The sequence below is a fragment of the Nocardioides sp. YIM 152315 genome, from assembly GCF_029210375.1.
GTDB lineage: Bacteria > Actinomycetota > Actinomycetes > Propionibacteriales > Nocardioidaceae > Nocardioides.
In genome coordinates this window covers 1-21,042 of record NZ_JARGER010000044.1, presented here as the reverse complement: position 1 = coordinate 21,042, position 21,042 = coordinate 1, and the positions used below count along the sequence as shown (strand labels likewise).

Below are 21,042 nucleotides of genomic sequence, written 5' to 3'. Positions count from 1 at the left end.
CGTGGCCGGGACCGGCGCCGGGACCGTCGAGACGACGGCCTTCGGCCCGTTGCGGATCAGCTTCGACCACCGCGTGCTGCGCCCGCGCGCCTGGACGGCCGCCCAGTCGGAGTGGGCCGCCGAGGTCATGCGGGCCGCGCCGCCGGGCCGGGTGCTCGAGCTCTGCGCCGGCGCCGGCCACATCGGGCTGCTCGCCGTGTCCGGCTCCGACCGGTCGCTGGTCTGCGTCGACGTCGATCCGGTCGCGTGCGGGTTCGCCCGGCAGAACGCGACGGACGCGGGGCTCGCCGACCGCGTCGAGGTGCGGCAGGGTCCCGTGGACGAGGTGCTGGGCGACGACGAGCGGTTCCCGGTCGTGATCGCCGATCCGCCGTGGGTACGCCGCGCGGACGTCGACCGCTACCCCGAGGATCCGCTGAGGGCGATCGACGGGGGAGACGACGGCCTGGCCGTCGCCCGGACCTGCCTTGCCGTCGCCCGCCGACACCTGCTCCCCGGCGGCAGCGTGCTGCTGCAGCTCGGGACCGTCGAGCAGGTCGACCTGCTCGACACCGTCGACGCCGGAGAGGTCGTGGAGGTGCGGCGCTACGACCGCGGGGTCGTCGTACGCCTCGACCTCGCGTAGGTCACGCGGGCCGCAGCCGGGGCGGAAGCGACTTGTGGGTGCCGTCGCACCACGGGTAGGACGCCGACTTGTCGCACCGGCAGACGGCGGTCACCGGCCGGGTGGTCTCGTGGGGGAGGCCGTCGGCGTCCTCGACGGCGTGCTGGCCGCGCAGCAGCATCGGCCCGCCCGGGCACAGGATCACGTCGGGATGCTCGAAGCACCTCACGCCGCCACCTCCGAGACGCCCCACCGGTCGAGCATCGCCCGCGCGAAGCGGTCCTCGAGGTCGAGGCAGGTGAAGGCGCCGAACCAGAGGTCATCCTCGAGCTCGGGCTCCTCGGCGAGCATCGCCCCGCAGACGGTGCGCACGGCCAGCTGCTCGTGGACCGCGTCGGCCTCGACGTGCTCGGTGTAGTAGCCCACCAGCTCGTCGGGGAAGCCCAGCCGCTCGAGCCCCTGCGCCATCCGGCGCGACGGCACCGAGCTGGTCGCCTCGAAGGCGGCGAGGTGCCCGAGCGCGGCGCCGCGCAGCCGCCGCTGGAGCCCCACCATCGACAGGGCGTTGCTCTGCTCCAGCGCCTCGGGCGGCACGGCGTCGTAGTGGGCGTCGTAGGCCGGCTCGAGCCCGCACGCCGCCATGCCGAGCGCGAAGAGGTGGTGGTGCAGCCGGTTCGGGTCGCCGTCGCCGTACTCGTCGTACTGGAGCTCCATCAGCGCCGCCTTGGCGCGTACGCCGAGCCGGGGGACCAGCCACGACGCCGGGTCGGACTCCTTGAGGTGGTAGAGCGAGCGGGCGCGCAGCAGGTCGAGCACCTGGTCGCGGTCGGCGTCGCGGTGGACGTGGCGGGCCAGGGAGACGCCGTCGTGGTCGTCGATCCAGCCGAACACGTCGTCGACGAAGGAGAGGCCCTCGGGCCGGGTGAAGCGGGCGCGCAGCCGGGCCTCGAGGTCGCGCTCGAGCAGCGTGCGCACCCGGATCAGCTGCGGGTCCCACTCGAAGCGGTCGTCGACCTCCGCGAAGCCGCGGTAGTGCAGCTCGTGGAGCACCCAGAGGGCGAGCGCGGCGTCCTCGCCGGTCGCGGTCGGGGCCGTGGCGAGAACGCCGAGGAACTCGTCGGTGCCGGCGCGCAGCGCGGCGAGGAGCTCCTCGGTCAGGGGGCCGCGAGCATCGGGGAGCCGGGGCGGTCGCATGTCTTCGGGGTACCCCCGGGTACCGGGCCGCCATGCGCATCGGATACTTCCTGTCGACCGAGGAGTACGGCCCCGCTGAGCTGCTCGCCCACGCCCGGGCGGCGGAGGAGGCGGGCTTCCAGGGGCTCTGGATCAGCGACCACTTCCACCCGTGGAACAACGAGCAGGGCAACAGCCCGCACGTGTGGAGCATGATCGGAGCCATCGGCCACGTGTGCGACCTGCACGTCACGACGGCCGTCACCTGCCCGACCGTGCGGATCCACCCGGCGATCATCGCGCAGGCCGCGGGCACCTGCGCGGAGCTGCTCGGCGGTCGCTTCACGCTCGGCGTCGGCACCGGGGAGGCGCTCAACGAGAGCATCCTCGGCGGTCCGTGGCCGACCCTCGACGTACGTCTCGAGATGCTCGAGGAGGCGGTCGGGCTGATCCGGGAGCTGTGGACGGGCGAGGTCGTCAGCCACCGCGGGCGGCACTACACGGTCGAGCACGCCCGGATCTACAACGTCCCCGACGTGCCGCCGGAGATCTTCGTGTCGGCCTTCGGGCCCAAGGCCGCCGAGGTCGCCGGCCGCATCGGCGACGGCTACATCGGCACCTCGCCGGACCCCGAGCTCGTCGGTCGCTTCAAGGAGGTCTCCGGCGGGCGTCCGGCGCAGGCGGGAGCGAAGGTCGCCTTCGCGCCCACCCGGGAGGAGGGCTGGGAGCACGCCCATCGGCTGTGGCCGAACGCCGGGCTGCCGGGCGAGATGGCGCAGATCCTGCCCACGGTCGATCACTTCGAGCAGGCGACCGGTCTCGTGACGATGGACTCGACCCGCGAGTCGGTCGTCGCCGGCACTGACCTCGACCAGCACCTCGACCAGGTGCGCACGTACGCCGACGCCGGCTACGACGAGCTCTACGTCGCGAACATGGGACCGCACCACCAGGACATGATCGAGTTCTACGGCGAGCACGTGCTGCCGGAGTTCGCCTGACCCGCTCCCTCAGCGGACGGTGATCGTGCTGTCCCCTGCCGGGACCAGCTCGCCGATCACGGGGTGCCCGGGCAGCTCGCCGGCGACCAGTAGGCCGCCGGAGGTCTGGGCGTCGGCGAGCAGCAGGAGCTCGTCGTCGTCCACCTCCGCCTCGACGTGCGCGTGCACCCACTCGAGGTTGCGACGGCTGCCGCCGGGCACGTAGCCGGCGGCGTACGACGCGCGCGCGGGCTCGACGTACGGCACGGCTGCGGAGTCGAGGACCGCCGAGACCCCGCTGGCCCGGCAGAGCTTGTGCAGGTGGCCGAGCAGGCCGAAGCCGGTGACGTCGGTGGCGCACGTCGCACCGGCGTCCAGCGCCGCGCGCGCGGCGTCCCGGTTGAGCGTCGTCATGATCTCGACCGCCTCGGGGAAGACCTCGCCGGTCGCCTTGTGGCGGTTGTTGAGCACTCCGAGACCGAGCGGCTTCGTCAGGGTCAGCGGTGTGCCGGCGGAGCCCGCGTCGTTGCGCAGCAGCCGGGCCGGGTCGGCGAGGCCGGTCACGGCGAGGCCGTACTTCGGCTCGGGGTCGTCGATGCTGTGTCCGCCGGCGAGATGGCAGGCGGCGGCGCGGGCGACGTCGGCGCCGCCGCGCAGCACCTCGGCCGCGAGGTCGAACGGCACCTTGTCGCGCGGCCAGGCGAGGAGGTTGACGGCCACGACCGGCTCGCCGCCCATCGCGTAGACGTCCGAGAGCGCGTTGGCGGCGGCGATCCGGCCCCAGTCGTAGGGGTCGTCGACGACCGGGGTGAAGAAGTCGGCGGTCAGCACGACCGCGCGGTCGCCGTTGAGGCGGACGACCGCGGCGTCGTCGCCGTGCTCGACACCGACGAGCAGGTCCTCGCCGGTCGCGGGGGCGATGCCGGACAACACCCGCTCGAGCTCGCCGGGCGGCACCTTGCAGGCGCAGCCCCCTCCCGCGGCGTACTGGGTCAATCGGACGTCGGCGCTGGTGGTCACCCCTCCATCTTGGCCGACCGGTCCCGACGGCCGACTAAGGTTCCCTGCGGAGGCGTTCCTCGTCTGGTGACGGGCGCGGTCCTCAAAACCGTAGTGGCCGGTCACGCCGGCCAGGCGGGTTCGATTCCCGTCCGCCTCCGCCAAGCATCCCGGCCCCGGCAGAGGAGTCGCCCGTGACCGACGACCCGCGTCGTCGTACGCCGCGCACCGACGCGGTCCTCGCCGATCCCGACGTCGCGGCGGCCGTGCTGCGGCTCGGCCGCGGGCGGGTCAAGTCGGTCGTGGTCGAGGTGCTCGAGTCCTGTCGTCGGGGCGAGGTCCCCCCGGACGACGTGGTGCCGTGCGTGCTCCGCGCCCTTCCCGACGCGGCGACGACGCTGCGGCCGGTCATCAACGCGACCGGTGTCGTCGTCCACACCAACCTGGGCCGCGCACCGCTGTCCGAGGCCGCGGTCGAGGCGGTACGCCGGGCCGCGGGTGCGACGGACGTCGAGCTGGACCTCTCGTCCGGGCTGCGCGGACCGCGCGGTCGCGGCGCGCTCGCGGCCCTCGCCGCCGCGGTGCCCCGCGCCGGCGGCGTCCACGTCGTCAACAACGGAGCGGCGGCACTGTCGCTGGTCGCGTGCGCGCTCGCCGGGACCGAGCGGGATCAGGGCCGCGAGGTGGTCATCGCGCGCGGTGAGCTCGTGGAGATCGGCGACGGCTTCCGGATCCCGGAGCTGCTGGAGTCGTTGGGTGTCCGGCTGCGCGAGGTCGGGACGACCAACCGGGTCCGGGTGACCGACTACGAGGCGGCGATCGGTGCCTCGACGGCGTTCGTGCTGAAGGTGCATCCGTCGAACTTCCGCGTCGAGGGGTTCACCTCCGCGGTCTCCGTGGCCGAGCTCGCCGGGCTGGGCGTCCCCCTGGTGGTCGACATCGGTTCCGGGCTCCTGGCCCCGCACCCGCGACTGCCGGACGAGCCCGACGCGTCCTCGGTGCTCCGGGACGGCGCCGACCTGGTGACCGCGTCCGGAGACAAGCTGCTCGGTGGCCCGCAGTGCGGGCTGCTGCTGGGGGATGCCGGGCTCGTGCAGCGGCTGCGGCGGCACCCGTTCGCCCGGGCGCTCCGGGTCGACAAGCTCACGCTCGCCGCGCTCGAGGCGACGCTGACCGGGCCGGTGCCGCCCGTGCCGTCCGTGCTGGCGGCCCGCCCCGACGAGCTGCTGGCTCGCGCCGCCCGGCTGGCGACGCGGATCGGCGACCTCGCGTCGGCGGCGCCCTCGCAGGGGCGTGTCGGCGGCGGCGGCGCGCCCGGCGTACTGCTGCCGAGCGCGGCCGTGGTGCTCCCGCCGGCGCTGGCCGCGCCGCTGCGGCTGGGAGATCCAGCGGTGGTCGGCCATGTCCACGACGACCGGTTGCACCTCGACCTGCTGACCGTGCCCGGAGAGCTCGACGAGGCGCTGGCGGCGGCGGTGCTCCGGGCGGCCGGTCGATCGGAGGGCTGATGCACGTCGTCGCCACCGCCGGCCACGTCGACCACGGCAAGTCGAGGCTGGTCCGGGCACTCACGGGACAGGATCCCGACCGGCTCGCGGAGGAGAAGCGACGCGGGCTCACCATCGAGCTCGGCTACTGCTGGACCACGCTGCCGGGCGTCGGCGACGTCGCGTTCGTGGACGTGCCCGGCCACGAGCGGTTCGTGACGACGATGCTGGCCGGCGTGGGGCCGGTGCCGGTCGCGATGCTGGTCGTCGCGGCCGACGACCCCTGGATGCCGCAGGCCGCCGAGCACCTGGCGGCCCTGGACGCCCTCGACGTCACGCACGGCGTGCTGGTCGTCACCCGGGCCGACCTCGCCGACCCCGCGCCCGCCCTGGCGCGCGCCCGGGCCGAGGTCGACACCACGTCGCTGCACGGCATCCCGGCCGTCGTGGTCAGCGGGCACACGGGCGCCGGGCTCGACGAGCTGCGATCGACGCTCGCCGGCGTGCTGTCGTCGGTGCCCGCACCGGACCCCGCCGCCGACGTACGGCTGTGGGTCGACCGGCGCTTCCACGTCCGGGGCGCCGGAACGGTCGTGACCGGGACCCTGCCCGCCGGCACCGTCTCCGTGGGCGACGTGCTGGCCGGCGACGGCGCCGAGGTCCGCGTGCGCGGCCTGGAGTCGCTGGGCACGCCACGGCCGTCGGTCGCCGGCGTCGCCCGGGTGGCGCTCGACCTCGGCGGCCGGGCGCCGGACGCCGTCGGGCGGGGAACCGCGCTGGCCACGCTCGGGGCCTTCGAGCCGAGCGCCGTGGTCGACGTCCGCCTCTCCGGCCCGGAGAGGCTGCCCGCGCACCCGGTCCTGCACGTCGGCTCGGCCCATCTCGGCAGCCGCGCCCACGTGCTCGCGCCGGGCGTCGCACGGCTCCGTCTCGAGCGGCCGCTTCCGCTGCGGTACGGCGACCGCGCCGTGCTCCGCGATCCCGGCAGTCGCCGGATCTGGGGAGTGCGGGTGCTCGACCCGGCGCCCCCGCGACGGCGGCGCGACATCGCCTCCCACGACGGCACACCCGAGGCCGAGCTACGGCTGCGCGGCGTCGTACGCCGCTCGTTGCTGACGCGGATCGGGGCTCCCGTCGAGCCGCTGCCGGCCGGCGCGGTGGTCGCGGGGGACTGGCTCGTCGACGCCGCCCGCGCGGCCGACCTGCGCCGGTGCCTGGTCTCGCTCGTCGCGGCTGGCCCCGCGGCGCCGGCCGGGGCCGCGCGCGCGCTCGGCCTGCCGGATCCCGTGATCGTCGACGCGCTCGTGGTGGAGCCGTTGCGGATCGAGGAGGGCCGGATCGTCGGGCCGGGCGAGCTGCCCGCCGCCCTGGTCGCGGCGGCGGAGACGCTGCGCGGGGAGCTCTCCGGGTTCGCCGCACCGGAGGCCGGCCGTCTCGACGAGCTCGGACTGGACGCCGCGGCGCTCGCCAGACTCCACCGGTCGGGCCACCTGCTGCGCGTCGACGACCGGGTCGTGCTCCTCCCCGGCGCCGACGAGCGTGCCGTGGAGGTGCTCGCGACGCTCCCGCAACCCTTCACGACGAGCGCCGCCCGTCAGGCGCTCGGCACGAGTCGACGGGTCGCGCTGCCGCTGCTGGCCCACCTCGACCGCAGCGGACGGACCGTGCGGCTCCCGGACGACCGGCGCCGCCTGCGCTGACCTCAGCTGCCCGAGATGCGGTCTCCGTCCGGCGTCGCCGCGTCCGCGGGCGCCGTCGCCAGCGGCGCGCCCGTGGCGAGCTCGTCCACCGTGATCTCGAGGTCCTTCTCGACCGAGGCGCAGATCGGGGTCTCTTCCATGGAGGCGCCGTACCCGATTGCCCCCACCCCATACGTCACGTCCTGCGGTGGAACTGGACCTTCCCGGTGGGGCACCGCGCCAGGCTCGACGTACCCGACCACCCGCCCGACCAACCATGGTGGTTCGCGGCAGGCGCTGGCGCGCCTGTTGTCCACCACCGACGCCGACTGCGGCGGGTCGGCGTGGGTACCGCAGGCGCATGACCACGACACCACAGGAACCGTTGCCGGAGCCCGAGGTCGTGCCGAGCGGCGACCCGGAGCCGATCGACCCGGGGGACCCGCCGACAGAGCCGGAGCCGGCGCCACCTGGTCGGTAGCCGCGTGGCATCCGGAGGCGTGGGTACCGCGCCCGCATGGAGGCCACGATCCACCTCACCGTCGACGGCACCGACCGTTCCGTCGACGTCGACACCCGCACGACGTTGCTCGACGCGCTCCGTGAGCGGGTCGGCGTCACCTCACCGAAGAAGGGCTGCGACCACGGTCAATGCGGCTCGTGCACGGTGCTGCTCGACGGCCGGCGGCACCTGACCTGCCTGGCGATCGCCGTCGCGTACGACGGGGCGGAGATCGTCACCGCCGACGGGCTGGGAGGCGCGGACCTGCACCCCGTGCAGCAGGCGTTCCTCGACCACGACGGGTTCCAGTGCGGCTACTGCACCCCCGGCCAGGTGTGCTCGGCGGTCGGCGCGATCGACGAGGCGAAGCAGGGCCGGCCGAGCCACGTGACCGACGACCTCGAGGCCGACGTGCAGCTCACCGACGACGAGATCCGGGAGCGGATGAGCGGCAACCTGTGCCGGTGCGGCGCCTATCCCGGCATCCTGGCCGCGGTGCGTGAGGCGGCGCAGGGATGAGGGCGATGGAGTACGTCCGGCCGGCGACGCCGGCCGAGGCCGTGGCCACCGTGGCGGCGCGTCCGGGTGCGCGGTTCCTCGCCGGCGGCACCAACCTCGTCGACCACCTCAAGCTGGGCGTCGCGTCCCCGGAGACGCTGGTGGACGTGCGCCGGCTGCCGCTGGACGCGGTCGAGACGTACGACGGCGGGGTGCGCGTCGGCGCGAACGTGCTCAACAGCGACCTCGCCTCGCATCCTCTGGTGCGCTCCCGCCTGCCGCTGGTGAGCCGGGCACTGCTGGCCGGCGCGTCGGGCCAGATCCGCAACCAGGCCACGACCGGCGGCAACCTGCTGCAGCGCACCCGATGCGTCTACTTCCAGGACGTCACGACTCCCTGCAACAAGCGCGAACCCGGTAGCGGCTGCTCCGCCCTCGAGGGCTACGGCCGCTACAACGCGATCCTCGGGGCGAGTCCGGCCTGCGTGGCGACGCACCCCTCCGACCTCGCGGTCGCGCTCGCCGCGCTCGACGCGAGCGTCGTCCTCCTCGGGGCCGACGGCGAGCGCCGGATCCCGTTCGAGGAGCTGCACCGGCTGCCGGGGGACGACGCGGCGACGGACACGACGCTCGGCCCCGACGAGCTGATCCTGGCCGTCGAGGTCCCGACGACCGAGGCGGCCCGGCGATCGGCCTACCGGAAGGTGCGGGATCGGGCGTCGTTCGCGTTCGCGCTGGTCTCGGTCGCCGGAGCCGTGCGTGTCACCGACGGCGTGGTCGAGGACGTGCGCATCGCGTGGGGCGGCGTCGCGCACAAGCCCTGGCGCGCACGGCGTGCCGAGGCCGCCCTGGTGGGGCAGGCACTCACCGCCGACGCGGTCCGGGCGGCCGTGGACGACGAGCTGGGCGCCGCCGAGACCACCCCGCAGACGGCGTACAAGGTGCCGATGCTGCGCAACACCACCGTCCTCACCCTGACGCAGCTCGCCGAGGAGGAGGTCGCGTGACCGTCGAGCAGCAGACCACCCCGTTGCGCGTGCACAGCGTCGGGAGCCGCCTCGACCGCGTCGACGGGATCGAGAAGGTGACCGGCCGGGCGACGTACGCCGTCGAGCACGGCGAGTCCGCCGGGATCGTCGATCCGCTCCACGTCTGGCTCGTGCAGTCGACCGTCGCGCGGGGACGCGTCGTCGGCGTCGACTCCCGGGCCGCCCTGGCCCATCCGGACGTCGTGGGCGTCGTCGACCACACGAGCTCCCCGCGGCTCGCGGACACCGACAACGGCGAGTTGGCCATCCTCCAGGACGCCGAGGTGCACTTCCGCGGACAGATCGTCGCGCTGGTGCTCGCCGAGACGCCGGAGGCGGCGCGCGAGGGCGCGGCGCTCGTCGAGGTCTCGTACGACGAGGAGCCCCACGAGGCCGAGCTCCGCGAGGACAACGCGACCCACAGGCCGGACTCGGTCAACCCCGACATGGACACCGACACCGACGAGGGCGACGTCGACGCCGCGCTCGCCGACGCGGCGATCGTCGTCGAGCAGAGCTACCGCACCGCCTACGAGCACAACAACCCGCTCGAGCCCCACGCGACCACCGCGTGGTGGACCGAGGAGGACGGGCGCGACGTGCTGTCGATGTTCGACTCCAGCCAGGGAGTGCACGGCGTCGTGCAGGCGCTGGCGCCGATGCTCGCCCTGGATCCTGACCAGGTGCGGGTGCGGGCGCCGTACGTCGGCGGCGGGTTCGGCAGCAAGGGTGAGGCGCACGCCCACGTGATGGCGGCGGCGCTGGCGGCCCGCACGACCGGCGGCCGCCCGGTGCGGCTGGCGGTGACCCGGCAGCAGATGTTCGCGCTGACCGGCTATCGCACCGCCACGATCTCGCACCTGCGACTCGGCGCCGACGCCGACGGCCGGCTGACCGCGATCGAGCACCGGGTGCAGGAGCAGACCTCGAGGGTCCGCGAGTTCGCCGAGCAGACCGGCTCGCCCGCGCGGATGATGTACGCCGCGCCGCACCGGCGCACCAGCCACCGGCTCGCCGTGCTCGACGTCGCCGTGCCGTCGTGGATGCGAGCTCCCGGCGAGATGCCGGGCATGTACGCCCACGAGGTCGCGATGGACGAGCTCGCCGTCTCCTGCGGCGTCGACCCGATCGAGCTGCGGATCCGCAACGAGCCCGACACGGACCCAGAGACCGGCAAGCCCTTCAACGACCGGCGCCTGCCCGACTGCCTGCGACGTGGCGCCGAGAGGTTCGGCTGGTCGTCGCGGCCCTCGGAGCCACGGGCGACGCGCGACGGCGAGTGGTGGGTCGGCACCGGCGTCGCGTCGGCGACGTACCCCGCGATGAGGATGCCCGGCAACGCCGCGCGGGTGAGCGCGCTCGACGGCGGCAGGTACGCCGTCGGGATCGGCTGCGTCGACATCGGCACCGGCGCGCGGACCGTGCTGACCCAGATCGCCGCGGACGCGCTCGGCGTCCCACCGGACCACGTCGACCTCGACATCGCCGACACGCGACTCCCGCCGGCCTCGGTGGCGGGCGGCTCGAGCGGCACGAGCTCGTGGGGGAGCGCGATCGTCGCAGCGGCGCAGCGCTTCCGCGCCGACCATGGTGACCGACCGGACGCGGGTGTGGAGACGACCGCGTCGGCGGCGGCCGATCCGGCGGCCGAGGAGTACGCCTTCCACTCGTTCGGGGCGGTCTTCGCCGAGGCGCGCGTCCACCGCTGGACCGGCGAGATCCGGGTGCCCCGGCTGCTCGGCGCCTACTCCGTCGGCCGGGTCGTCAACCCCGTCACCGCACGGTCGCAGCTCGTCGGCGGGCTGGTGATGGGCCTCTCCGCCGGGCTATTCGAGGAGTCGTGGCGCGATCCGCGCTTCGGGCACGTCGTCACGCAGGACCTCGCGACCTACCACGTCGCGTCGCACGCCGACGTGCTCGACGTCGACGCGGAGTGGCTGGACGAGGCCGACGAGCTGTTCACACCCATGGGATCCCGGGGCATCGGCGAGATCGGCATCGTCGGCACCGCCGCCGCGGTGGCGAACGCGACCCACCACGCGACCGGCGTCCGAGTGCGCTCGATCCCCATCACCGCCGACCGGTTCCTGGAGTGACCGGCCGTGCCGGCTACAGGTGCCCGGAGCCTCAGCGCGCCTGATCGGGGCGCAGTGCCGCGCTCGAGGAGGAGGGCGAGGGCTGGTTCTCCTCGCGGTTGTTCGTCGGGTCGCCGCGCAGCCAGGTGATCGCGAGGAACACGGCGAGGACCACCAGGATCCCGCCGATGGTCACGATCCCGATCCAGCGAGCCTTCTGCGACGGAGTCATGTCGTCGGGGTCCACGCCGACCAGTTCCCACGACCGGCACGACGTACACGGGGACGAGGCTGGGTACCGGCCGGGCACGCTGCGGACACCTCCGTCCGGGGAGGGAGGCGAGGAGGATGCGCGCGATCACTTGGGAGCCGAGCCAGCACCGGCTGCGGTTGGCCGGCCGGTGCGGCGGGGACGACCTGGCGACCGTGGAGGAGGCACTGGCGGCCGTCGCCGGCAGGCGACCCGTGCTCATCCTCGACCTGACGGCGGTCGTGTCGCTGGCACCGTCGGTCGCGGAGGCGATCGTGGCCGCGTGCGACCGGTCCGACGGGTGCCGGGTCAGCGTGCTCCGCCGGCACGGCGGCGACGTCGACCGGGTGCTCAGGGAGCTGGGGGTGTGACCGACGAGAGGTAGACCGGCCAGTCGACGCCGAGCAGGTCCTCCGGCAGGTCGGCCACCATCGGGGAGCCGGCCTCCAGCAGTTCCGCCCGGCTGACGCCGCCGGACCCGAGCGCGACGCACGCGAGGCCCGCACGGGCGGCCGACTCCACGTCGTAGACCGTGTCGCCGACGAGCACCGCCTGCTCGATACCCCCGAGCCGCGCCAGCGTCTCTCCGACGAGGTCAGGGTCCGGCTTCGACGAGTCCACGTCCTCCGAGGTCGTCAGGAGCTCGATGTCGTCGCCGACGCCGAGCAGGTCGACGGCCTCCCGCGAGAACTGCGGGTCGCCGGACGACGCGAGGCCGACGCGGAAGCCCTGCGTGCGCAGCGTGCCGACCAGCTCCCGGGCGCCGGGGAGCGGCCGTACCTCGTGCCGGAGCGTGAGGTACTCCTCCCGCCACGCGTCACGCAGCTGATCACCCAGCCGGTCCTCGGTCGCCTGGTCGGCGACGTGGGCGACGAGGCGGTCCCCGCCCATCCCGATCGCCCGATGGATCCGCACCATGGGCAACGTGACGTTGTGACGGGCGAAGGCACGGTGCCACGCGACGGCGTGGTGGTACGTCGAGTCGACCAGCGTGCCGTCGATGTCGAGGAGGACCGCGGCGGTGGAGGTGTCCATGGCGCCGCGGTACCCACCCGAGGCGGCATGCGACACACGGGCGCGGGTACCGGCCGCACATGGGAGAGCGCGAGCACACCAGGCAGCCGGTCGAGGAGCACCGCCCACTGGAGGCAGAGGGCGTGCCCCAGGAGGAGGACCTGCCGGGGGCCGACGCCGCCGAACGTGTGGACCTCGACCCGCAGGAGCAGCGCAACCGGCCGGAGCAGGCGGACTTCGACGAGGCCGAGCGGCGTCAGTACGACGACCCTCCGCGGGAGCAGCCGATCGCCGACGCCGCCCGCCCGGAGGATCGCTGAACCAGTGATCGCTGGGCTACTGCTCGTCGACGAACTTCACCGGGCCGGACTCGATCGGCGCTCCCGTCTCGACCGCGGTGGTGTGCACGGCCTGGATGGTCGCCCGGACCCGCGCGCGGTCGCGGTCGAGCCCGGCCGGGCACGAGATGTGCACGAGATCGGTCCGTCGCGGGTCCTCGGTCGCGGAGTAGCCGTCGGCCGAGAGCGCCGTCAGCAGGACTACCGGGTCCTGCCCCGGCGGCACGACGTAGTCGAGCGTCGGTGTCCGCCGCTCGGCGAGGTCGTCGGCGACGGCGTTGCGCCGACCCGCCCAGGAGCGGATGCCGATCACCGCGACGACCAGGATCACGGCGAGCACGATCAGCGGGACCAGGATTGCGCCCATGTGGGCCCGGTTCCCGTCACCCGCCGCCGCAAACGCTCAGCCAGATCGCAGCCGCTCGAGCAGCGGGCCGGCCGCCTCGGCGAGGAAGCGCTCCTGACCCTCGTCCCCGATCTGCACGATCGCGACGTCGGTGAAGCCCGCGTCGACGTACGCCGTGATCGCCTCGGCCGCCTTGTCGAGGTCGGGGCCGCACGGGATCGCGTCGGCGACGTCCTCGGGGCGGACGAACTGGGTAGCGCCGGCGAATCCGGCCGGCGTCGGCAGGTCGGCGTTGACCTGCCAGCCTCCACCGAACCAGCGGAACTGCTCGTGCGCCCTCCGCACGGCGGTCTCCTCGTCCGGGTCCCAGCAGATCGGGATCTGGCCGATCGCGCGGGCGCCCGCGCCGATCCGGCGCGCGCCGTCGACGGCGTTCCAGCCCGAGACGAGGGAATCGTCCGGCTCGACGCCGATCAGGTGGTCGCCGAGCGGGGCGAAGGTCTCGATCGCGCGGTCACCGGCGACGGCGATGCCGATCTCCACCCCCTCCTCGGGCACGTCCCAGACCCGCGCCGAGTCGACCTGGAAGTACTCGCCGCGGTGATCGAGGAGGTCGCCGGTGTGCAGCGCCCGGATGATCCCGACCGCCTCGCGGAGCATCTCGTGGCGGTCTTGGACGCCCGGCCAGCCCTCGCCGACCACGTGCTCGTTGAGGTTCTCGCCGGTGCCCACGCCGAGCGTGAAGCGGCCCTCGGCCAGCACCTGCAGCGTCGCCGCCTTCTGGGCGACGACGGCGGGGTGGTAGCGCAGGGTCGGACAGGTCACGTAGGTCATCAGGCCGACCCGCGACGTCGCCTGCGCCACGGCGCCCAGCGTCGTCCAGGCGTACGGCGCGTGCCCCTGCTCGGTCAGCCACGGCGAGTAGTGGTCGCTCATCACCTCGAAGTCGAAGCCGACCTCCTCGGCGGTCGCGGCGTACCGGACCAGCTCGCGCGGTCCGCTCTGCTCGGTCATGAGGGTGTATCCGAATCCCGTCATGACGCGTCGGTACCCACCTCGATCGCATCGTTGTCACGCTGGGGCAGGTCGCGCTGGTCGAGCACCCGGGCCGCCACGTCGCGCAGCTTGGTGTTGGTGTCGTTGGAGTAGCGGTGCAGCACCTCGAAGGCGCGCTCGTAGGAGATGCCGTACCTCATCGCCAGCACGCCCTGGGCGATGCCGATCACGTGCCGCGACTCCAGAGCGCTCTCCAGCCCGCTGACGAGCCTGGCCTTGCTCATCGCCTGCGTCGCGTGCGCCCCGAAGATGAGCGCGACGTCGACGGCCTCGTCGTCGAACGCCCCACGGGTGCGCGAGTAGAGGTTCAGGGCTCCGAGGGTCTCGCGTGCGGTGTACAGCCGGATCGCCATCGCCGCGCCCACGCCCAGCTCGGTCGCCCGGGCTGCCCAGTGCGGCCACCGGAGGTCCGTGCCGACGTCGGCCACGACGACGTTGCCGCGCTCGAACGCGGCGTCGAGGCACGGCCCCTCGCCGACGGCGTACTGGACGGCGTCGATCGCCTCGGCCGTGTCGTCGGTGGCGGCGATCGTCTCCACCCGCCCCCGGCGCTTGCGCAGGGTCATGCTGCTGACGTCGCAGCCGGGGATCACCTCGACGGCGCGGCGGACGATGAGCTCGAACGTGACGTCCTCGCGCGTCTCGCTCGACAGGTCGGTGCTGAGCGCGGCGAACCGTTCCGCCAGGCGCCGCTCGTCGGTCACTCCTCCTCGAGCTCCTCTCGCATGCCGCCGAGGATCCGCGACAGCAGCCGGGACACCTGCATCTGGGTCACCCCGAGGTCCTCGCCGATCTCGGCCTGGGTCAGGTCCTCGAAGAACCGCAGGTAGAGGATGCGCCGGTCGCGCTCGGAGAGGCGACGCACGACGGGCTCGAGCATGAGCCGGGCGTCGCTGGCGTCGTGGTCGCCGTCGGCGTCGGGCAGCAGGTCGCCGAGCGTGGCGGTGTCGGCGCCGACCGGGAGGTCGAGCGAGGCGGGCTGGAAGCAGCCGAGCGCGGCCATGGCCTCGCCGTACTCCTCGGGCGTGATGTCGAGCTCGCTCGCGACCTCCTCATCGCTGGGTTCGCGGCCGAGCCGCTGCTCGAGCTCGCGGACGACGGCGTGGGCGTGGCTCTGCACCTCCTGGATCCGGCGCGGAGGGCGCACGGTCCAGCCCTGGTCACGGAAGTAGCGCTGGAGCTCGCCGCGGATCGTCGGCACGGCGAAGGTGAGGAGGTCGTTGCGCAGGGTCGGATCGAACCGGGTGACGGCCTTGGTGAGCCCTTCATAGGCGACCTGGTTCAGGTCGTCCTGGGGCAGGCCGCGCTGCCGATAGCGGCGCGCCACCGCCTCGGCGACTCCGCGGTTGATCAGGACGACGCGGGCGCGCAGGGCGTCGGCCTCGTCGGGGTCGGAGGCCTCGTGCGCGGCCCGGAGGAGGGCGGCGGTCTGCTCGCCGCGCTCGGCCCGGGTCAGGCCGCAGTCGCCGGAGTGGGTGCCTGCCTCGGGCAGGGATGGCAGCAGCGGGGAAGGTCGTGCGAGTTGTGCCATGGGGCTACTCCATCTCGGTCGTGATGGTGTGCCTTGCCGGCTTCTTCAGCAAGGATGGCGCCGGGTCCGGACTCATCAGCGACGCTACCGGGGCCGCCATGGATCGCAAGGTTGCCCGGATGTTGCCGACGCGGGTTTGTCCGTCCGTTGATCGGCTCCTACCCTGCCCCTTCCGAGCGAAACCCGCCCTCACCCCCACGGGTCGATTCCCGCCGCGCTGCATGGGTACCAGACGGCATTCGAGCGAGGAGGCTGGCGTGAAGGCTGTGACGTGGCAGGGTCGGCAGGACATGCGGGTCGAGGAGGTGCCGGACCCGACGATCCAGGAGCCGACGGACGCGATCGTGCGCGTCACCAGCACCGGCCTGTGCGGCTCCGACCTGCACCTCTACGATCCGCTGACCCCGTTCATGACGCCAGGAGACATCGTCGGCCACGAGCCGATGGGCATCGTCGAGGAGGTGGGCTCCGCGGTGAGCGACCTGCGCCCGGGCGACCGCGTGGTCGTCCCGTTCAACGTGAGCTGTGGGTCCTGCTGGATGTGCGACCGGCGGCTCTACAGCCAGTGCGAGACCACGCAGAACCGCGAGCACGGCACGGGCGCGAGCCTCTTCGGCTACAGCAAGCTCTACGGCCAGGTGCCCGGTGGGCAGGCCGAGCTGCTCCGGGTCCCCTTCGCCGACTTCCTGCCGATGAAGGTGTCCGACGGACCGCCGGACGAGCGGTTCCTCTACCTCTCCGACGTGCTGCCCACCGCGTGGCAGGCGGTGGAGTACGCCGCGATCCCGGACGGTGGCACGGTCCTCGTGCTCGGCGCCGGCCCGATCGGCGACATGGCGGCGCGGATCGCGATGCACCGGGGCCACCGCGCGATCGTGGTCGACCGGGTGTCCGAGCGTCTGCAGCGGGTGGCCGGCCGCGGAGCCGAGACCATCGACCTGGACGCGGTGGACGACGTGCCCGAGCAGGTGCGCGAGCTCACCGGCGGCCGGGGCGCCGACAGCGTGATCGACGCGGTCGGCATGGAGGCGCACGGCTCCCCGATCGCCCACACGGCGCACAAGGCGCTGGGCCTGCTCCCGGCGAAGGTCGCCGGCGCGGTGATGACCCGCGCGGGAGTGGACCGCCTGGCGGCCTTGTACCTGGCCATCGAGGCCGTGCGCCGCGGCGGGACCATCTCGATCTCCGGCGTGTACGGCGGCGCCGCCGACCCGATGCCGATGATGCAGCTCTTCGACAGGCAGGTGCAGCTGCGGATGGGCCAGGCCAACGTGCGCGCGTGGAGCGACGACATCCTCGCGGTGCTCGACGAGGACGACGACCGGCTCGGCGTCGAGTCGTTCGCGACCCACCGGCTGCCGCTCGACGAGGCGCCTTCGGCGTACAGGAAGTTCCGCGACAAGGAGGATGGCATGGTGAAGGTTGTCTTCCGCCCCTGATCCGAAGGGTGCCAGGAAGGCACACAGGGGGGTGGCGCAGGGCAGGAGGCCCGCATGAAGGAGCAGCAACGCATGGAGGCGCTGGCGGCAGCGTTCGATCAGCTACCGGTGCTGCTGGTGATCACCGAGGGTGACGACGAGCGGCTGGTGGCCCTGAACGCGACGGCCAGGGCGGCACTCCGTGAGCCGACCATCGGTCAGGCGATGCCCGGATGGGTGCACGACGTGCCGGACTACGACGTCACCCTCTCGCCGCTGAGCCGGGGCGGGACGGCGCCGTCGGCCGTCCTCGCGGTCGGAGTCGACGCCGTCGGCGCCGCCGATGCCGGGCCGACGCGTCGCCCGACGGACGACGCCGACCTGGTCCTGCAGTTCCACGACGCGCTGCTGCCGAAGGGACTCCCGGTGGCGCACGGTGTCGAGGTCTCCGCTCGATACCTGCTCGCCGACGACCGCGCCGGTGGGGACTGGTTCGACGCGATCACCCTCGACGACGGTCGGGTCGCGGTCTCGGTCGGGGACGTCACGGGCGAGGGGATCGAGGCCACCACGCTCATGACCGAGCTGCGCACCGTGTTCGACGAACGGATCCGGGACGGCGGCGATCTCGGGGCGGCGTTCGGCAGGCTGGATCGCCGCGTCCGGCGGATGTCGGACCCCCGGATCGTCACGGCCTGCGCTGCGATCCTCGACCCCGCGACGGGAGGGTTCGCCTACTGCACCGCGGGGCACCCACCGCCCGTCGTCGTCGACCGAGCCGGGAACGCGACGTACCTGCCAGTCTCGGGCGCGGCTCTCCTCGGCTCCGGCGCGGATTCGTTCCCGGTCGCCGCCCACCACTTGGACCCGGGGGAGCTCGTGCTGCTCTACAGCGACGGCCTCCTCGAGCGTCCCGGGCGCACCCCCGCCCAGAGCACGGTCGAACTGCTGCGCGTCGCCGGCGACACGGTGCGTGAGCCCGGCCCGCTCGGGACCGACTCCGCCGACGAGCAGCTCGTGGACCGGGTGTGCCGCCGGGTGCTCGAGGTGCTGACCCGGAGGACGGGGTTCGTCGACGACATCGCCGTGCTCGCCCTCCAGCGGGTCGCGCCGGTGCCGCCGCTCGATTTGGTGCTCCCGGCGATCCCGGACACGGCCCGCGTCGCGCGCGCCGAGCTCGCCGCCTGGCTGTCACGGCTCCACGTCGGCACGCTCGACGACCTGTCCGTGCGCCACTCCGTGGGCGAGCTCGTGGCCAACGCGCTGGAGCACGCCTACGATGATCCCGGCGTGCACGACGAGGTCCGACTGAGCGCGGAGCTCCGCCCGGACGGGGTGCTCGAGGTCCGCGTCGACGACGACGGCCGGTGGCGTGAGTGGAGCGAGGACCGTCCCGACCGGGGGCGCGGGCTCGCGATGGTGCGCGGCTTCGCCGACGAGCTCGTCCTCGACCGCGACGGCGGCGGCACCCGCGCCGTGGTTCGGCACCACCCGACGCGCCCGGCCGCCCTGCTGCGCGCCGTGCCGACGGAGCCCGACCGGCTGCCCGCGGGCCGGCGGTTCAGCCTCGACGTCGAGGGCACCCGGCTGCGGCCGGCGGGTGACCTCGGGCGGGATGCCGCGGCCGAGCTGCGCGTGGCCCTGGACCGCAGCTCGCAGGGCGGCACTCGACCCGTCGAGGTCGACCTCGCCGGGGTCAGCCTGCTCGGCAGTGCCGGGATCCAGGTGCTCCTGCAGGCCCGGACGGATGGCGAGGTGCGGCTGATCGCGCCGCCGGGGTCTGCGGCCCAGCACGTGCTCGAGCTGGTGCAGGTCCCCTACGACTGTTGACCCGACTCGTCCGACCTGGGGAGGTCTCGATGCGCATCGCGGTGACCGGAGCGACCGGCAACGTCGGCAGCGCCGTCGTACGACGGCTGCACCACGACGGGCACGAGGTCGTCGGTGTGGTGCGGCGGCCACCGGAGGACGCCGACCCGGCCGACTGGGTGCGGGCCGACCTGTCGAGCGACTGCCACGACGACCTCGTGAGGGCGTTCCGCGGCGCGGACGCCGTCGTCCACCTCGCGTGGGGGTTCCAGCCCACGCACCGGATCGACTACCTCGAGAGCGTCGGGGTCGGGGGGACCCGACGGGTCCTCGACGCGGTCGCCGCGGCGGGCGTGCCGCACCTCGTGCACCAGTCGTCGATCGGTGCGTACTCGCCCCGACGCGGCACGGAGCCGGTGCGCGAGGACTGGCCGACCGGGGGCATCGCCGCCTCGCCGTACAGCCGGCACAAGGCGACGGCGGAGCGCCTGCTCGACACCTTCGAGGGGCGCGCCGAGGTCGTCGTGACCCGCACCCGGCCCGGCATCATCAGCCAGCGCGCCGCCGGCAGCGCGCAGCTCCGCTACTTCCTGCCGACGCTGGTGCCGGCGGCTGCGGTGCGGCACGTGCCGGTGCTCCCGCTCGACCGGCGGCTGACCCTCCAGGTCGTGCACGCCGACGACGTCGCCCGCGCCATCGCGCTGGCGATCGAGGCGAGGGCACCCGGGCCTTTCAACCTGGTGACCGAGCCGGTGCTGGACCGCTCGGACGTCGCCGCCGCGCTGGGCGCGCGGCCGGTGCACGTGCCGTTCCCGGTCGTGCGTGCGGCGGCGGACCTGTCCTGGCGGGCCCACCTCCAGCCGGTCGACGCGGGATGGATCGACATGGCCTACCACGTGCCGCTGCTCGACGCGAGTCGCGCCCGCACCGAGCTCGGCTGGGTGCCGGGGCACGACGCCACGGCGGTGCTGGCCACGATGGTCGAGGCGATGGCCTCCGCCGAGCACGGGAGCAGCGAGGTGCTGCGCCCGCGCACGATCGCCGACGGCGTACGCCGCGCGCTGCGCCGCGGACCTGTCGGGCAGCGGCCGCGACCGTAGGTCCGGTCAGTCCGGGTTGCCGCGCGACTCCCGCAGCCGGCGCCCGCGCTCGACGTCGTCGCGTGCCTTGCGCGCGGCCTTGTCGCTCTTGCGGGTGTCGCGGGCGGGGAGCTGGATGATCTCCTCCGCGGGCATGCCCGCCTGGAGCTCGCGGCCCCGCTCCAGCTCGGCGTCGAGCTCGGCGCCGAAGAGGAGGGCGAGGTTGGTGATCCACAGCCACAGCAGGAACGCGACGACCCCGGCGAGCGAGCCGTAGGTGCGGTTGTAGTTGGAGAAGTTCGCGACGTAGAAGCCGAACGCCGCCGACGCCACCACCCAGGTGAGGATCGCGACCACGGCGCCGATGCTGACCCAGCGGAAGCGCGGCTGCTTCACGTTGGGTGTCGCGTAGTAGAGCAGCGCCACGATGAGGATGACGAAGGCCAGGAGGACCGGCCACTTGGCGATGTTCCAGACCTGTACCGCGGTGTCACCGAGACCGACCGCGTCGCCGACGGCCCGGGCCGCGGGGCCGGTGAGCACGAGTCCCAGCGCGACGATCGCCGTCAGGACGACGGTGAGGAGCGTGACGAGCAGCATCGCCGGGCGCAGCTTCCAGATGGGCCTGCCCTCGGGGACCTCGTAGATGCGGTTCATGCCGCGCCCGAAGGCCCCGACGTACCCGGACGCCGACCACAGGGCGAGCGCGAGGCCGAGGAGCAGCCCGAGCCCGGCGTTCTGCGTCCTGCCCAGCTCGGTGAGCGTGGGCTCGAGCGTGTCGGCCGCCCCGGAGGCGCCGAGGTCGCGCAGGATCTGCAGCAGCGTGTCGACGGTCTCGTCGCCCTGGCCGACCAGCCCCACGAGCGACAGCAGCGCGATCGCGGCAGGGAAGAGCGCGAGGATCGAGTAGTAGGTCAGGGCGGCGGCGAGGTCGGTGCACTCGTCGTCGGAGAACTCGCGCACCGACTTACGCAGCACATAGAGCCACGAGGGCTTGGTCAGGTCTGTCGGCGAGTCCGGCTTGCGCGGATCGTCGGGGCCGGGTGCGTCGTCGGCGCTCCCGCGGTGCTGCGCAGTCCCTGCTGCCATCGCTCTCTCCTCCTCGGCCGGCTCCTGCACCGACAGTGCCCGTCCCCAGGGGCTCCATGCAGCACGCGAGGCAGCACGCGAGGCAGC

At 73.9% G+C, this 21,042-nt stretch carries 23 protein-coding genes and 1 tRNA gene; 13 read left to right on the top strand and 11 right to left on the bottom strand.

The window, feature by feature from the left end; translation table 11 throughout:
• Window position 1: 1 nt before the first annotated feature.
• Window positions 2-625, top strand: coding sequence for a methyltransferase (locus tag PZ894_RS22000; RefSeq protein WP_275748087.1), 624 nt, complete (start codon window positions 2-4; stop codon window positions 623-625).
• 1 nt (window position 626) lies between these two features.
• On the opposite strand, the gene PZ894_RS21995 is transcribed toward PZ894_RS22000, so the two are convergent.
• Window positions 627-833: a CDGSH iron-sulfur domain-containing protein gene (locus tag PZ894_RS21995; protein WP_275748085.1), complete on the bottom strand. Its 207-nt coding sequence runs from the start codon at window positions 831-833 to the stop codon at window positions 627-629.
• Window positions 830-1,798: an iron-containing redox enzyme family protein gene (locus PZ894_RS21990; protein WP_275748083.1), complete on the bottom strand. Its 969-nt coding sequence runs from the start codon at window positions 1,796-1,798 to the stop codon at window positions 830-832. The genes PZ894_RS21995 and PZ894_RS21990 overlap by 4 nt, the downstream gene beginning before the upstream one ends.
• Before the next feature lie 32 nt (window positions 1,799-1,830).
• Between PZ894_RS21990 and PZ894_RS21985 the strand changes: the two genes are divergently transcribed.
• Window positions 1,831-2,778, top strand: coding sequence for a TIGR03557 family F420-dependent LLM class oxidoreductase (locus PZ894_RS21985; protein WP_275748082.1), 948 nt, complete (start codon window positions 1,831-1,833; stop codon window positions 2,776-2,778).
• Between the two features lie 9 nt (window positions 2,779-2,787).
• On the opposite strand, the gene selD is transcribed toward PZ894_RS21985, so the two are convergent.
• Window positions 2,788-3,777, bottom strand: coding sequence for a selenide, water dikinase SelD (selD, locus tag PZ894_RS21980; protein ID WP_275748080.1), 990 nt, complete (start codon window positions 3,775-3,777; stop codon window positions 2,788-2,790).
• Between the two features lie 48 nt (window positions 3,778-3,825).
• Here selD and PZ894_RS21975 point away from each other — a divergent pair.
• The 3 genes from PZ894_RS21975 (at window position 3,826) to PZ894_RS21965 (ending at window position 6,943) form a co-directional block, all read left to right on the top strand.
• Window positions 3,826-3,920 (top strand) — tRNA-Sec (locus PZ894_RS21975).
• Between the two features lie 30 nt (window positions 3,921-3,950).
• Window positions 3,951-5,264 (top strand): L-seryl-tRNA(Sec) selenium transferase, encoded by a 1,314-nt coding sequence (gene selA / locus PZ894_RS21970; protein ID WP_275748079.1) that lies wholly within the window; start codon window positions 3,951-3,953, stop codon window positions 5,262-5,264.
• Window positions 5,264-6,943, top strand: coding sequence for a SelB C-terminal domain-containing protein (locus PZ894_RS21965; RefSeq protein ID WP_275748077.1), 1,680 nt, complete (start codon window positions 5,264-5,266; stop codon window positions 6,941-6,943). Before selA ends, PZ894_RS21965 begins: the two co-directional genes overlap by 1 nt.
• A 2-nt stretch (window positions 6,944-6,945) precedes the next feature.
• Here the strand turns inward: PZ894_RS21965 and PZ894_RS21960 are convergent, their stop codons facing one another.
• Window positions 6,946-7,083 (bottom strand): hypothetical protein, encoded by a 138-nt coding sequence (locus PZ894_RS21960; protein ID WP_275748076.1) that lies wholly within the window; start codon window positions 7,081-7,083, stop codon window positions 6,946-6,948.
• Window positions 7,084-7,439: 356 nt separating this feature from the next.
• Here PZ894_RS21960 and PZ894_RS21955 point away from each other — a divergent pair, with 356 nt between their 5' ends.
• The 3 genes from PZ894_RS21955 to PZ894_RS21945 are packed head-to-tail and all read left to right on the top strand — an operon-like array spanning window position 7,440 to window position 11,046.
• Window positions 7,440-7,943: a 2Fe-2S iron-sulfur cluster-binding protein gene (locus tag PZ894_RS21955; RefSeq protein ID WP_275748075.1), complete on the top strand. Its 504-nt coding sequence runs from the start codon at window positions 7,440-7,442 to the stop codon at window positions 7,941-7,943.
• Window positions 7,944-7,948: 5 nt separating this feature from the next.
• On the top strand, window positions 7,949-8,929 hold the full coding sequence (locus PZ894_RS21950) for a xanthine dehydrogenase family protein subunit M (RefSeq protein WP_275748074.1): 981 nt from the start codon (window positions 7,949-7,951) through the stop codon (window positions 8,927-8,929).
• Window positions 8,926-11,046, top strand: a complete 2,121-nt coding sequence (locus PZ894_RS21945; RefSeq protein WP_275748073.1) for a xanthine dehydrogenase family protein molybdopterin-binding subunit — start codon at window positions 8,926-8,928, stop codon at window positions 11,044-11,046. Before PZ894_RS21950 ends, PZ894_RS21945 begins: the two co-directional genes overlap by 4 nt.
• 31 nt (window positions 11,047-11,077) lie before the next feature.
• On the opposite strand, the gene PZ894_RS21940 is transcribed toward PZ894_RS21945, so the two are convergent.
• Window positions 11,078-11,257, bottom strand: coding sequence for a hypothetical protein (locus PZ894_RS21940; protein WP_275748071.1), 180 nt, complete (start codon window positions 11,255-11,257; stop codon window positions 11,078-11,080).
• A gap of 116 nt (window positions 11,258-11,373) precedes the next feature.
• On the opposite strand from PZ894_RS21940, the gene PZ894_RS21935 reads away from it, so the two are divergent.
• Window positions 11,374-11,646 (top strand): hypothetical protein, encoded by a 273-nt coding sequence (locus tag PZ894_RS21935; RefSeq protein WP_275748069.1) that lies wholly within the window; start codon window positions 11,374-11,376, stop codon window positions 11,644-11,646.
• On the opposite strand, the gene PZ894_RS21930 is transcribed toward PZ894_RS21935, so the two are convergent.
• Window positions 11,627-12,310, bottom strand: a complete 684-nt coding sequence (locus PZ894_RS21930) for an HAD family hydrolase (protein WP_275748067.1) — start codon at window positions 12,308-12,310, stop codon at window positions 11,627-11,629. The genes PZ894_RS21935 and PZ894_RS21930 overlap by 20 nt on opposite strands.
• A gap of 59 nt (window positions 12,311-12,369) precedes the next feature.
• On the opposite strand from PZ894_RS21930, the gene PZ894_RS21925 reads away from it, so the two are divergent.
• Complete coding sequence (locus tag PZ894_RS21925) at window positions 12,370-12,609, top strand: hypothetical protein (RefSeq protein WP_275748065.1); 240 nt, start codon at window positions 12,370-12,372, stop codon at window positions 12,607-12,609.
• Window positions 12,610-12,625: 16 nt separating this feature from the next.
• On the opposite strand, the gene PZ894_RS21920 is transcribed toward PZ894_RS21925, so the two are convergent.
• The 4 genes from PZ894_RS21920 to PZ894_RS21905 are packed head-to-tail and all read right to left on the bottom strand — an operon-like array spanning window position 12,626 to window position 15,560.
• The gene (locus tag PZ894_RS21920) at window positions 12,626-12,994 is read right to left on the bottom strand and encodes a hypothetical protein (RefSeq protein WP_275748064.1); all 369 of its coding nucleotides are present in this window, start codon (window positions 12,992-12,994) and stop codon (window positions 12,626-12,628) included.
• 36 nt (window positions 12,995-13,030) lie between these two features.
• Window positions 13,031-14,011, bottom strand: a complete 981-nt coding sequence (locus PZ894_RS21915; RefSeq protein ID WP_275748063.1) for an LLM class F420-dependent oxidoreductase — start codon at window positions 14,009-14,011, stop codon at window positions 13,031-13,033.
• Window positions 14,008-14,733, bottom strand: a complete 726-nt coding sequence (locus PZ894_RS21910; RefSeq protein WP_275748062.1) for a GAF and ANTAR domain-containing protein — start codon at window positions 14,731-14,733, stop codon at window positions 14,008-14,010. The genes PZ894_RS21915 and PZ894_RS21910 overlap by 4 nt, the downstream gene beginning before the upstream one ends.
• Complete coding sequence (locus PZ894_RS21905; RefSeq protein WP_275748060.1) at window positions 14,730-15,560, bottom strand: sigma-70 family RNA polymerase sigma factor; 831 nt, start codon at window positions 15,558-15,560, stop codon at window positions 14,730-14,732. The genes PZ894_RS21910 and PZ894_RS21905 overlap by 4 nt, the downstream gene beginning before the upstream one ends.
• Window positions 15,561-15,817: 257 nt before the next feature.
• Here PZ894_RS21905 and PZ894_RS21900 point away from each other — a divergent pair, with 257 nt between their 5' ends.
• The 3 genes from PZ894_RS21900 to PZ894_RS21890 are packed head-to-tail and all read left to right on the top strand — an operon-like array spanning window position 15,818 to window position 19,887.
• Window positions 15,818-16,999, top strand: a complete 1,182-nt coding sequence (locus PZ894_RS21900; protein ID WP_275748058.1) for a zinc-dependent alcohol dehydrogenase — start codon at window positions 15,818-15,820, stop codon at window positions 16,997-16,999.
• A 54-nt stretch (window positions 17,000-17,053) separates the two neighbouring features.
• Window positions 17,054-18,808 carry a SpoIIE family protein phosphatase gene (locus tag PZ894_RS21895; RefSeq protein WP_275748056.1) on the top strand — a complete coding sequence of 585 codons (1,755 nt, stop codon included), beginning with the start codon at window positions 17,054-17,056 and terminating at the stop codon, window positions 18,806-18,808.
• A 29-nt stretch (window positions 18,809-18,837) separates the two neighbouring features.
• The gene (locus tag PZ894_RS21890; protein ID WP_275748054.1) at window positions 18,838-19,887 is read left to right on the top strand and encodes an NAD-dependent epimerase/dehydratase family protein; all 1,050 of its coding nucleotides are present in this window, start codon (window positions 18,838-18,840) and stop codon (window positions 19,885-19,887) included.
• A gap of 6 nt (window positions 19,888-19,893) precedes the next feature.
• Here PZ894_RS21890 and PZ894_RS21885 read toward each other — a convergent pair whose 3' ends face one another.
• Window positions 19,894-20,955 (bottom strand): YihY/virulence factor BrkB family protein, encoded by a 1,062-nt coding sequence (locus tag PZ894_RS21885; RefSeq protein WP_275748053.1) that lies wholly within the window; start codon window positions 20,953-20,955, stop codon window positions 19,894-19,896.
• Between the last annotated feature and the right edge of the window lie 87 nt (window positions 20,956-21,042).